The sequence below is a fragment of the Flavobacterium gelatinilyticum genome (assembly GCF_027111295.1).
GTDB lineage: Bacteria > Bacteroidota > Bacteroidia > Flavobacteriales > Flavobacteriaceae > Flavobacterium > Flavobacterium gelatinilyticum.
Map to the genome: position 1 here is coordinate 1,416,898 of NZ_CP114287.1, position 13,447 is coordinate 1,430,344.

Annotated in this window: 9 protein-coding genes; 7 read left to right on the plus strand and 2 right to left on the minus strand. The window is 34.5% G+C overall.

The features are described 5' to 3' along the window. The first annotated feature begins 151 nt into the window (after positions 1-151). From OZP11_RS06010 to OZP11_RS06040, 7 genes are all read left to right on the plus strand, one after another. Positions 152-1,810 (plus strand): OstA-like protein, encoded by a 1,659-nt coding sequence (locus OZP11_RS06010; protein ID WP_281235505.1) that lies wholly within the window; start codon positions 152-154, stop codon positions 1,808-1,810. A 145-nt stretch (positions 1,811-1,955) separates the two neighbouring features. Then, positions 1,956-3,152: an aspartate aminotransferase family protein gene (locus OZP11_RS06015; protein WP_281234318.1), complete on the plus strand. Its 1,197-nt coding sequence runs from the start codon at positions 1,956-1,958 to the stop codon at positions 3,150-3,152. Between the two features lie 206 nt (positions 3,153-3,358). After that, positions 3,359-4,753 (plus strand): tetratricopeptide repeat protein, encoded by a 1,395-nt coding sequence (locus tag OZP11_RS06020; protein WP_281234319.1) that lies wholly within the window; start codon positions 3,359-3,361, stop codon positions 4,751-4,753. Positions 4,754-4,755: 2 nt separating this feature from the next. Next, the gene (locus OZP11_RS06025) at positions 4,756-5,505 is read left to right on the plus strand and encodes a shikimate dehydrogenase family protein (protein ID WP_281234320.1); all 750 of its coding nucleotides are present in this window, start codon (positions 4,756-4,758) and stop codon (positions 5,503-5,505) included. A gap of 70 nt (positions 5,506-5,575) precedes the next feature. Further along, positions 5,576-6,328 carry a lipid A phosphoethanolamine transferase gene (locus tag OZP11_RS06030; RefSeq protein WP_281234321.1) on the plus strand — a complete coding sequence of 251 codons (753 nt, stop codon included), beginning with the start codon at positions 5,576-5,578 and terminating at the stop codon, positions 6,326-6,328. Positions 6,329-6,577: 249 nt separating this feature from the next. After that, the gene (locus tag OZP11_RS06035; protein WP_281234322.1) at positions 6,578-8,572 is read left to right on the plus strand and encodes a DUF349 domain-containing protein; all 1,995 of its coding nucleotides are present in this window, start codon (positions 6,578-6,580) and stop codon (positions 8,570-8,572) included. A gap of 320 nt (positions 8,573-8,892) precedes the next feature. Beyond that, positions 8,893-9,309: an OsmC family protein gene (locus tag OZP11_RS06040; protein ID WP_281234323.1), complete on the plus strand. Its 417-nt coding sequence runs from the start codon at positions 8,893-8,895 to the stop codon at positions 9,307-9,309. Positions 9,310-9,378: 69 nt separating this feature from the next. Here OZP11_RS06040 and OZP11_RS06045 read toward each other — a convergent pair whose 3' ends face one another. Continuing rightward, positions 9,379-10,650 carry a tetratricopeptide repeat protein gene (locus OZP11_RS06045; protein ID WP_281234324.1) on the minus strand — a complete coding sequence of 424 codons (1,272 nt, stop codon included), beginning with the start codon at positions 10,648-10,650 and terminating at the stop codon, positions 9,379-9,381. A gap of 39 nt (positions 10,651-10,689) precedes the next feature. Then, positions 10,690-13,329 (minus strand): DNA gyrase subunit A, encoded by a 2,640-nt coding sequence (gene gyrA, locus OZP11_RS06050; protein ID WP_281234325.1) that lies wholly within the window; start codon positions 13,327-13,329, stop codon positions 10,690-10,692. Between the last annotated feature and the right edge of the window lie 118 nt (positions 13,330-13,447).

Genomic DNA, 13,447 nt, shown 5'->3' on the forward strand with positions numbered 1-13,447 from the left:
TGATAAATTGAATATTTACCTGAACCAATATTAACATGTAAATTTTGAATTATAAATTAATGCTAATAACAATATAAGGTTGTAAGCTTTTTTATAAATTTGACAAAAATTTAATCAGTTGAAGAAATCACTCTTTTTCATATCTTGTTGTATGCTGTTATTGAGCATTCAATTTCTTTCTGCACAAGCGCCAAAAAAAGGCCAGACACAAGCACAAGCTCCTAAAAAAATCAACATTGAACATTCTGATTTTTTAGATGTTGATCAGGTTTTGGTACCGGATGGTGTTCTGCTTACCGGAAATGTAAAAGTAAATCACGACGGAGTGGTTCTTACCTGTAACAAAGCTTATTATTTTCAGAAAGAAAACTATCTAAAAGCTTTCGGAAACGTGCAGCTGGTACAGGGTGATACTTTATTCCTGAATAGCAGATATGCCGAATACAGCGGAAATGTAAAAAAAGCTTTTGCAACCGGAAATGCGGTTATGACTTCTCCCGATGCTACTTTACAAACGGACACTATTAATTTTGACCGAAATGTTCAGGAAGTTTTCTACAACACAAAAGGTACAATTATAAATAAAGACAATACTCTGGTGAGTAATTCGGGACGATATTATGTGACCCAGAAAAAATTCCAGTTTTTAACTGCCGTTACAATCACAAATCCTAAATATGTAATTAAGTCTAATCATTTGGATTACTACAGTAATTCTGGCCATACGTATTTGTTTGGTCCTTCAACAATTACCAGTAAAGCCAATTATATTTATACAGAAAAAGGATTTTATGATACTAAAAAGAATCTGGCACACTTTTTAAGGCGGTCGTACATAAAATACGATGACAGGCTGATTGAAGGAGACAGTTTATATTATAACCGAAATATTGAATTTGCATCGGCAACGCGAAATGTTAAAATTACTGACTCAATTAATCGCGGTCTTGTAAAAGGGCATTATGCCGAAATTTACAAACTAAAAGATTCGATGTTTGTTACCAAAAGAGCGGTGGCCATCAATTTAGTCGAAAATGATTCGCTTTACATTCACGGAAAAAAACTACTGGTAACAGGAAAAGAAGGCGAACGTATTTTAAGAGCTTTCAATAATGTCCGTTTTTATAAAATAGATATGAGCGGTAAATGTGATTCGATTCATTCCGATTCAAAAACAGCGCTGACCAAATTAATCGGAAAACCGATTTTATGGAATGGAGAAAGCCAGATTACAGGCGATGTAATGCATTTAATCGGCGATAATACCACTCGGAAATTAGACTCTCTAAAAGTCCTCAATAATACATTCCTGATATCAAAGGATACCCTCGGAACCGGATATAATCAGGTCAAGGGGCTCAATTTATTTGGGAAATTCAGGGATGGAAAACTGCATGATGTCGACGTTATTAAAAATACTGAGGTTATCTATTTTATGCGGAATGACGACAATGAATTGGTCGGAATTAATAAAAATGTGAGCAGTAAAATCAATATGATACTGGAGAATAATGCCGTAGAAAATATTACATTTTTTAACCGTGTTGACGGCGACATGTATCCGGAAGATGAGTTACCCGAAAATGCCCGAAAATTAAGGGGTTTTGTCTGGCGCGGTAATGAAAGAATTACATCGAAAGATGATATTTTTACGGCAGAAGACAACGAACTCAACGAAAAACTGATAAAAGAAGGTAAAGAAGAGGAAGAAAAGAACAAAATGGCTCCAATGGAGGTCAGAAAAGAAACTCTGGACTACGACAAAAAGAAACCGGCGGCAAAAACAGCGCCTCAGCCTAAAAAGAAGTAGTATTCGGCGGCAGTTTTAGTCGCAGTCACAAGATTAGTTTTCAGTATTTTCAAAATTATCTATGATTATGTTTACAAAAATTAACCTGCGGCTAAAATTAAAACCTAAGAACCTTAGTATCTTTGCCACTTTGAACCTTTAAAAAATGAATCCAGATTTTATAAAATATCAGGCACAAACCTCTCCTTATCCGTTAGGAATGGAAGTGTCTCACGCCATTGGCTCATACATTTACGATACAAACAATAAAAAATATTTAGATTTTGTTGCCGGAGTTTCGGCTTGTACTTTAGGACATCAGCATCCAAGAGTAAATCAGGCCATAAAAGACCAGCTTGACAAATACTCTCATGTAATGGTTTACGGGGAATATTCGCAGAGCCCGGCCGTAGAATACTGCAAATTAATGGCTTCGCTCCTGCCGGAATCCCTAAACAAAACCTATTTGGTAAATTCAGGTACAGAAGCTATTGAAGGTTCTTTAAAACTGGCTAAACGTGTTACAGGACGCAGTCAGCTTATTTCATGTCATAACGCCTATCACGGAAACACAATGGGTTCTATGAGTGTTATGGGATTTGAAGAACGCAAACAAGCTTTCCGTCCACTTATACCTGACGTTGATTTTATTACCTTCAACAACGAAGCCGATTTAGAAAAAATAACAACCCGAACGGCTGCCATTTTATTAGAAACCATTCAGGGAGGCGCAGGATTTATTCAGCCTGAAAATAATTTTCTGCAAAAAGTCCGCAAGCGCTGCGATGAGGTTGGAGCCATGATGATTGTCGATGAAATCCAGCCTGGTTTTGGAAGAACCGGAAAATTATTCGGCTTTCAAAATTACGATGTTGTTCCGGATATTGTGGTAATGGGAAAAGGAATGGGCGGCGGTATGCCGGTTGGTGCTTTTACCGCTTCGGCAGAAAAAATGGATCTCTTAACAGAAAACCCTAAATTAGGTCATATAACCACTTTTGGTGGACATCCTGTCATTGCGTCAGCCTGCTTAGCCACTTTGCAGGAATTAACTGAAACTAATTTAATGCAGGAAACTTTAGAAAAGGAAAAACTCTTCAGATCGCTTTTGGTACATCCTTTGATTAAAGAAATAAGAGGAAAAGGATTAATGCTGGCTGCTATGACCGAAACGGCAGATATAACAAATCAGGTCATTTTAAACTGTCAGGATAAAGGTTTAATATTATTCTGGCTGCTTTTTGAAGGCTGTGCCATTAGAATAACGCCTCCGTTAACCATTTCTGAAGAAGAAATAAAAGAAGGCTGTGCCATAATTTTAAACGTTATGGATGAAATATTGAAAAAAGAACAATTGCAGTAAGAAATCTGAAAATTTTAACCCTGTTTCTAAAAAGCAAAGAAATAATCTGGTTAATCTTTTAAAATTCAAAATATTACAACAAAATCAACACAGAAAACCTGTTTATTTTGTTAATTAAATTGTTCAAAACAATTAATTTTACAGCCAAACATCAATGACATGGTTGCCTAAATTTATAATAGGCTAATTTCAAATAAAACTAAAGTATGCAATTAAGCAACGAAGAAGAAGATTATAACCTATCCCTGTCCAAATTTGAGTCGATGTTAAAAACCAACAAAGTGCTCTTTTTTGATTCTGAAGAATTTGAAGAAATCATTCTTCATTATTTAGATATAGGTAAGGCTAATTTAGCAAAGAAGGCCTTAAAACTTGCATTAGACCAGCATCCGAAATCTACAGGCTTAAAATTAGTACAAGTAGAAATGCTGGTTTACGAAGACAAACTCGATATTGCTGAGAAGTTACTAAACGAGTTGTATGCAATCGAACCTAACAACGAGGAAATTTATATCCAGAAAGCCAATATCTGCTCTAAAAGAGATCAGCACGAAAAAGCGGTAGAATTACTTAAAATTGCCCTGCAATATACAGATGATTATGCCGATGTGTACAACTTGATTGGAATGGAATATCTTTTTATGGATAATCTTGAACTGGCAAAAGAAAACTTCATTAAATGTCTTGAAGAGGACTTAGAAGATCAGTCTGCTTTATATAACGTAGTATACTGTTTTGAATTTTTAGATCAGAATCAGGAAGCTATTGTGTATTTAAACCAATACATCAACAGAAATCCGTACAGCGAAATTGCCTGGCATCAGCTTGGGCGACTGCATTACGGTGTAAAAGAATACGAAAATGCAATTCGCGCTTTTGACTATGCAACCTTAATTGACGATGAGTTTTTAGGTGCTTTTATGGAAAAAGCAAAAGCGTACGAGCGTCTTAAAAAATACAATGAAGCAATTGAAAGTTACAATCGTACAATTGAACTTGACGATGCTACTTCTTATGCCTTACTGCGAATTGGAAAATGTTATGAAAAACTGGGAAATGCCGTAAAAGCACTTCAGTACTATAACCAGACAGTTCACGAAGATCCGCTTTTAGACAAAGGCTGGATTGCAATTACTGATTTTCATGTACGCCAGAAAAATTTCCAAAAAGCACTGTTTTTTGTCAATAAAGCATTAGCAATCGACAATCAGAACCGTTTATACTGGAAACGTTATGCTACAATAAACAAACAGATGAACTTCTTTGAAGAAGCTGAATTTGGATACAGAAAAGCGGTAGAATTTGGCGATTATGCTTTAGACACCTGGTTGTTCTGGGTTGATATTCTGCAATTCTTGGGAGAATTCGAAAGTGCAGTGCAGACTCTATTGCAAGCATCAGAATATTTTCCGGAAGAAAACGAAATCGAATACCGTTTAGCCGGATTGTATTTTATGATTCAGGACAATACCAAAGCTAAATTTCATTTAAGCAACGGGCTTCGTTTAAACTTTGATAATTACATTTTAATCGAAGATTTATTCCCTGTTGTCTGGGCAAAAAAAGCGGTAAAAAATTATATTGAAAAACATAGAAAATAATAATGATTGATACTCTAAAAAGACGTTTTGGCTTACTAGGCCGTAATATTAGCTACTCATTTTCAAAAGGTTATTTTACAGAAAAATTCAACAACGAAGTTTTTGCAGGCAGCAGTTACGAAAATTTTGATATTTCTGAAATTAACCATTTTACAGGATTAATAAAAAATAATCCGGATTTAAAGGGCTTAAATGTTACGATTCCATACAAAGAACAAATCATTCCTTTTTTAGACAAACTATCAAAAAAAGCCGCTTTAATTGGTGCTGTAAACACAATTAAATTTACCAAATCAGGTAAATTAAAAGGATATAACACCGATTATTACGGATTTAAAAAATCTCTTAAACCATTATTAGAACCGCATCATAAAAAAGCCCTTATTCTGGGTACCGGGGGTGCTTCAAAAGGAGTTGCTTTTGCTCTGGACGAACTGGATATTCCGTATACTTTTGTTTCAAGGGAAGCCAAAGAAAACATCATCGATTATGATTTGATAAATGCCACGACATTTGATAATTTTCAAATCATAATCAATTGCACACCTGTAGGAACAAGTCCAAACATCGAGGCCTGCCCTAACCTGCCTTATGAGTTTTTTACCGAAAAACATATTGCATACGATTTAATTTACAATCCGGCAGAAACACAATTCCTTAAGAACGCAAAAGAAAGAGGTGCTGTTATCAAAAACGGATACGATATGTTGATTTTTCAGGCTGAGAAAGCGTGGAAGATCTGGAACAAATAAAAAAAGATTTCGAAATAAAATATGCAAAAAGATTTTTTTTGTAAATTAGTCTACTCATTTGTAGATAGTTATGACAAAAATTACTTTTTACTTCTGCATATTTTATTTCATATCACTTTCTGTAAAAGCTCAGGAACCAGACAGTACTAAGATCAACAGTCCTTTTTCTGAACCCAGATATCATTATTTTCTTAAAACCATTTTGTTATCTAACGAATATCTCGATACAGATAACGGATCTTACAATACGACTCTATTACGACTTTTATACCCTATAGGCAACAAAGCCTGGAATTTACGTTTTGATCTCCCTCTAATTTCGGCAAACACAAATTCAATCAATAAAAGCGGTATTGGAGATGTCACCGCCGGAATCAGCTATATTCCGTACCTTAAGCACAGTAACGGCGTGGCTTTGCGTGCCAGAGTCATTTCAAATTCAGCGCAGGATCCTAATTTCGGAAGTGGAAAATGGGTATTTTCTCCTGCCGTTTTTTATGGCAGATACCTAAAATCCAAAAAATATCTTTGGATATCATCAGCCGAATACCAGATCAGTTTTGCAGGACACAGTAATAGAAATGATATCAGCACTGCAGCTTTCGAGAATGTGATTTTGTATTTCTTCGGCAGAAACTGGGTCTCCGCTGATGCAGCTTTTCGGTATAACAACATTGCAAAAGGTTTTCAAAACAATGCTTTTGTAGAGTACGGTCGTAAAATCTCTGCTGACGATTTAATTTACATTCATCCAAGTTATGCTTTTGGAGGCATGAAAACCTATAACTTTGGACTCGAAGTTGGTATTTTGATACTTTTTTAAGCACAAAACCACAAAAAAAGAAAATAAAACCAAAAGAAGCTGTTTTTATTCTTTTTCTCGAAAAATTTTACAGAAATCAATATTCAGTTTTAGTAAAAAACAATAAAACAGCATTTTTATAGTTGTAAATCTAAGTAGATAACAGGAATTTCATCCTAAAATACGGTATAAATAAAACGTTTTATTTTGTATTTAGAAACACCTTTACTATCTTTCGCTCTCATTAAGTAAAACCTTATACATTTAAAGATGTTAGAAGAAAAGAATGATAACCTGCATGAGGCAGACGGAAAATTAGAAATGGAAGTAAGTGATTCAACGCAAAATAATGCAGCTGAAGCAACAGAATCTAACAAAGAAGTTACGGAAACTCCGGCTTCAAATGTAGAAAAAGAAGTTGAAGAAACAGCAAAAACTGAAGAATCAGATCATCAGGATGCATTAGATGCCATTGCAAACTCGAATGCGGAAGAAAGCGAAGATGAAACACTGAAAGATCGTCATGAAATCCCGATGAAGGATTATGACACTTTTTCTCTTGATGCACTCGTAGATGAACTTAAAAAACTGGTTAATACAGACAAAGTTATGTCTGTAAAAGATCATGTAGAAGAAATTAAAAAATCATTTTTATCAAAATACAATCATCTTTTAGATGAAAAAAGAGAAGAATTCAATGCTTCAAATGAAGATCCAAACGAAGAGTTTGAATATCATTCTCCTTTAAAATCTAAATTTGATGAATACTACAATATTTTTAGAGAAAAAAGAAATGCTCATTTTAAGCATTTACAAACTAATCTAAAAACAAATTTAGAGAACAGACTTGCTATTGTTGAGGAATTAAAAGAACTTATTAATCCTCAGGAAAACATTAAAGACACACTTAAACATTTTAATGATTTAAGAGAAAGATGGAAAAATGCCGGTGCAATTCCTAAAGACAAATACAATCACGTTTGGAACAACTATCATTTTCACGTTGAAAATTTCTATGACTACCTTCATTTAGACCGTGAAGCCAGAGATTTAGATTTTAAACACAATCTGGAGCAAAAGCAAAAAATCATTGCACGTGTAGAAGAATTGGTAAATGAAGCTGATGTTGCCAAAGCATTCCGTGAATTACAGGATTTACACCGAATCTGGAAAGAAGAAATAGGACCGGTTTCTAAAGAATACCGTGATTCGATTTGGAATCAATTCAGCGAACTGACTAAAAAAATCCACGATAAAAGAGAAGTTTTATTTGAAAGCCAGAGAGCTAACGAACAACAGAACCTTGAAATCAAAAAAGATATTATTTCTAAAATTGAAGTTTTGGGAACTGAAAAAGTAAATTCGCATTCGCAATGGCTCGTTCAGATTCAAAAAGTAGAAGCTTTACGAAATGATTTCTTTGCGGCGGGAAAAGTTCCTGCTGAGGTAAATGAAGAAACATGGGCAGCTTTTAAAACAGCTGTCAGAAATTTTAATGCTTTTAAAAATTCGTTCTACAAAGACATCAAAAAAGATCAGAACGATAATTTAAATAAAAAAATGGCTCTAGTTGCCAAAGCAAAAGAACTGCAGGAAAGTACTGATTTTGCTTCTACAACCCCAATCATGAAACAAATTCAGGAGGAGTGGAAACAAATTGGACACGTTCCTAAAAAATATTCAGATAAAATCTGGAAAGAGTTCAAAGATGCCTGCAACCACTATTTTGATAAATTAAAAGAGCACAAATCTGAAGAAAATGCGGATGAAGTTGCTGCTTTTGATAATAAAAAAGCATATCTGGACATCTTGAGAGCCTACCAGCTGACAGGTGATCACAAAACAGATTTAGATGCTATTAAACAGCATATCGAAATCTGGAAAGGCTACGGAAAAGTTCCGTTTTCAAGACGTCATATTGAAGGGAAATTCAATAAAATCTTAGATGCACTTTTTGAAAAATTAAGCCTGAGCAAAAAAGAATCTGAAATGATGCGTTTTGCTAATCGTATCGATTCTTTATCTGACAGCAATGATACCCGTAAATTAGATAACGAGAAAATCTTTATCATGCGCAAAATTGAAGAAGTGCAGAATGAAATTTTCCAGTTAGAAAATAATATCCAGTTCTTTACCAATACTAAAAATGCGAAAAAAGAAAATTCAATCGTTCTTGAAGTACGCAAAAACATCGCAATTCACAAGGAAAGCCTTGAAGTTTGGAAAGACAAATTAAAACAATTGAGAAATTTAAATCAGGAATAAAATAATTTAAATTCAATAAACAAAAATTCCAATCTTATAAAATCCAAATTCCAATCGAATCAATCAATTGGGATTTGGATTTTTTTTCTGCCAATATAATTCACGAAAGAACATCTTAGATTAAACGGTAGAAAACAATACTCCAGATTGCACTTGTATCGTCGTTTAATTTTAGCAGACAACCCTTCTTTTTTTTATGAATTTACTTTCAAATAACAAATTGATAAATTAATAGTAAAAAATATTCTTTATATTTGATTAACCACGACTTATTGATAATCAACAAAATACACAAATTATTAATTTTAATCACTAAGAAAATGAAATTTACAAGAAAAGCACACGCCAACTGGAAAGGAACCGGTATGGAAGGAAAAGGAACTATAAGTACACAAAGCACAACTTTAGATAACGCTCAATTATCTTTTAAAACAAGATTTGCAGACGGAGTAGGCACAAATCCGGAAGAATTGGTTGCAGCAGCACATTCAGGCTGTTTTACCATGCAGTTAAGTTTTTTATTAAACGAAGCCGGATTTACTGCGGATGATTTAACTACAGAAGCCACTGTAACTTTTGAAGACGGAACTATCACTTTAATTCATTTGGATTTAAAAGGACAGGTACCTTCAATATCTGCTGAAGAATTTGAAAAAACAGCTGCAAAAGCAAAAGAAATCTGTCCTATTTCAAAACTTTTAAACACAACTATCACTTTATCTGCAAGTTTGGTTTAAAGGTCAGATTTAGGCATAAAAAAACCATCAGTTTGTGGGCTGATGGTTTTTTATATATTCAAACCAGAATTAGTTCATTGTCGCTTTAAGAGCTTTTGCTTCAGCAGTCATTTCTAAAGCTTTGTAAACCCCTAACAATGTTTTAGCAACATCTTCGTTTTTAGGATCTAATTCGTTTGCTTTTTTAAGATAAGGAATAACTCCTTTGAAAACACTTTCTCTCTGTGCTTTTAACACATCGTAACGTTTCATATCTTTTGCAGAAGTACCCAATTTATTCATTTCATCAATAATTGGTTTCTCAGCTTCTAATTTTAAAGCCGCAAGATTCAGGTAAGCGTTTGTATAGTTTGGATTGATTTCAAGTGCTTTTAAATAATACTTTTCAGCATCTTCATTGTTTTTAGCATTTGCACTGATTACTCCCAGGTTAAATACAAGGTCTGCATTGTTTGGATCTTTTTGTAAAGCTTCTCCAACCAGTTTTTTGTATGTGTCGAAATCTTTAGTTTCAAGGTACAAATTAGCTTCTGAAAGTATTAAAGAAGTATCTTCAGGATTTGCTTTTCTTGCATCTGCGATTGCTTTTTTAGCATCTTCGATACGTCCTTTCTGAACCAAGATTAAAGCTAAATTTTTATAAATCTCACCTCTTTTAGACGGGATAGCCTCTGTTTTAGGTTTTTCGTGTGTTCCTAATTTTACTGCTAAATCTCTGTCTTTTGCATTTCCGAAATTATCTTCGTTTCCGTTTGCTTTATTTACAGCTAAATAAAGAGTTCCTTTTCCAGAATAGTTTACTTTTTTCAGTTCTTCATAGAATGGAAGCGCTAAATCATAATCCTGTCCATTTACAGCTGTTGAAGCAGCATAATACAAATTAATTGTATCATTTCTGTCTAACTGATATGCTTCGTATAATTTTTTAGCACCATCAATATTTTTATTCGATTGTGTGTCAGCAATTGCAGAATTAATCAACAATCCTTTAATAGTTGTGATTGATGTTGCTGCCTGAGTTGAAAACTTTTGTTTTCCTGATGCTTTTTCAACATCAATAAGTTTTTTATAACTCTCTGCTGCTAAAGATAAATTTTTGCTTTCTTCAACTTTTTTGTTTGCAAGGTCTAAGTAAGCGTTTCCTTTTACAAAATAAAACTGTGCCTGCTCAGCATCTTTGGCATTTGCCACCATGTTCTCGGCGTCTTTTAATATTGTAATAGCTCCCTGAGCATCACCGCTTTTTAATGCTTTTTCAGCACTTTTAATTTGATCTTTTTGAGCAAACGCCGCTACTGTAATCAGCAATGCTGATGCTAGTAATACATATTTACTTTTCATAATGTTCGATTTGTATATTTAAATTAATGTAGTTCGGTTTTATTCCTCAGATTCTTCATCTTCAGAGTCATCTTCTTCTATTTCTTCATCAGAATCATCATCTTCCTCTTCCTCTGCTGATCCTTCATCTTCAAGAACTTCCATATCCGGTTTCACTCTTTCGATTGCAGGTTCTACAACATTTCCATCTTCATCGACAACTACTTCTTCTGCTTCGTCTTTCATAACTTTTGTAACGGCAGCAATAGAATCTTTTCCTTTCAGGTTGATTAATCTTACCCCCTGAGTTGCACGTCCCATAACACGCAGATCCTCAATAGCCATTCTGATTGTTAATCCGGATTTATTGATAATCATCAAATCATCAGAATCTGTTACGGCATTAATAGAGATTAATTTTCCTGTTTTTTCGGTGATATTAAGAGTTTTAACTCCCTTACCTCCACGGTTTGTAATTCTGTACACATCTTCTCCGTCATCGTCAACCAATTTGGTACGTTTTCCGTATCCGTTTTCAGTTACAACTAAAATTTGAGAATCGTTTACATCATTTTTAGCAACAGTAACCATACCAATTACTTCATCTGTATCGTCTTTTAGGGTAATTCCACGAACTCCGGAAGCTGTTCTTCCCATCGGACGTGTTTTAGTTTCTTCAAAACGAACTAATTTACCTGATTTTACTGCCAGGATAATTTGGCTTTCTCCATCGGTTAATTTGGCTTCAAGTAACTCATCGCCTTCTTTAATCGTAATTGCTGCTACTCCATTGGCACGAGGTTTAGAATATTTCTCTAAAGAAGTTTTCTTAACCTGTCCTTGTTTTGTAACCATTACAAGGTTATGTGTATTGATATAGTCTTTGTCTTTTAAGTCTTGTGTACAAATGAAAGCTTTTACTTTATCATCGCTTTCAATGTTTACAAGGTTTTGAATTGCTCTTCCTTTTGCTGTTTTACTTCCTTCCGGAATTTCATAAACACGCATCCAGAAACATTTACCTTTTTGGGTAAAGAACATCATATACTGGTGGTTTGTGGCTACGAACATATGTTCAAGGAAATCCTGATCTCTTGTTCCTGCGCTTTTCTGTCCTACTCCACCTCTGTTCTGAGTTTTGTATTCTGTTAAATTAGTACGTTTAATATAACCTGCATGAGAAATTGTAATAACCACATTTTCATCGGCAATTAAATCTTCGATACTTACATCACCTCCGGAGTATTCGATCTGAGAACGACGGTCATCACCGTATTTGTCACGAATTTCCGTAAGTTCTTCTTTAATCAGGTTTGTTCTTAAATTAACATCGGCTAATAAAGCTTTCAAATGCTCAATTAATTTCATTAATTCTTCAAACTCAGCTCTTAATTTATCCTGCTCCAGTCCTGTTAACTGACGAAGACGCATTTCAACAATAGCACGAGCCTGAATATCTGACAACTTAAATCTTTCGATTAATTTCTCTCTTGCTTCATCTGTATTTTTAGAACCTCTGATAATAGCAATTACTTCATCAATATTATCAGAAGCAATAATTAAACCTTCTAAAATATGCGCTCTTTCCTCGGCTTTGCGCAATTCAAACTGTGTTCTTCTCACTACTACATCATGACGGTGCTCAATAAAGTAGTGAATCATATCTTTTAGATTCAATAACTGAGGACGTCCTTTTACCAATGCAATATTGTTTACACTGAAAGAAGATTGTAATTGCGTGTATTTATATAAGGTATTTAAAACTACGTTTGGTGTAGCATCACGTTTTAAGATATAAACGATACGCATACCATTTCTATCTGATTCGTCACGGATGTTGGCAATACCTTCAATTTTTTTCTCGTTAACTAAGTCAGCCGTACGTTTGATCATTTCCGCTTTGTTAACCTGATATGGAATTTCGGTAACAATGATCGATTCACGTCCGTCAACTTCTTCAAAACCAACTTTTGCACGCATTACAATACGTCCTCTACCTGTTTTAAAAGCTTCACGAACACCTTCGTATCCATATATTATACCTCCTGTTGGAAAATCAGGAGCTTTAATATAAGTCATTAACTCATCTACTTCGATATCATTATTATCAAGATATGCTAAAGTACCATTAATAACTTCAGTTAAATTGTGTGGCGGCATATTGGTCGCCATACCAACTGCAATACCTGTTGCTCCGTTTACCAATAAGGTTGGAACTCTGGTAGGCATTACTTTTGGTTCGTATATTGTATCGTCAAAGTTCAATTGAAAGTCAACTGTTTCTTTTTCGATATCTGCCATAATTTCTTCAGAAATCTTGCGCATTCTTGCCTCAGTATAACGCATTGCTGCCGGACTGTCACCATCAACAGAACCAAAGTTACCCTGACCGTCTACTAATAAATAACGCAAACTCCACTCCTGTGCCATACGCACCATTGCGTCATAAACAGAAGTATCTCCGTGAGGGTGGTACTTACCCAGAACCTCCCCTACGATTCTCGCAGACTTTTTATGGGCAGATCTTGATGTTACACCTAAATCATACATTCCGTATAGAACTCTTCGATGCACTGGTTTCAAGCCATCTCTAACATCAGGAAGTGCTCTCGACACAATTACCGACATCGAATAATCGATGTAAGCTGACTTCATTTCATCCTCTATGTTAATAGGAATTAACTTTTCTCCTTCAGACATAAGTTGTTATATTAAATAATTATATTAGTTACAAAGCGTGCCAAGATACGGTTTTTTGAAATTTTTTCCCATAATTACCAACACTAATTTCAATGATTTATTAACAACTTTATTTTTA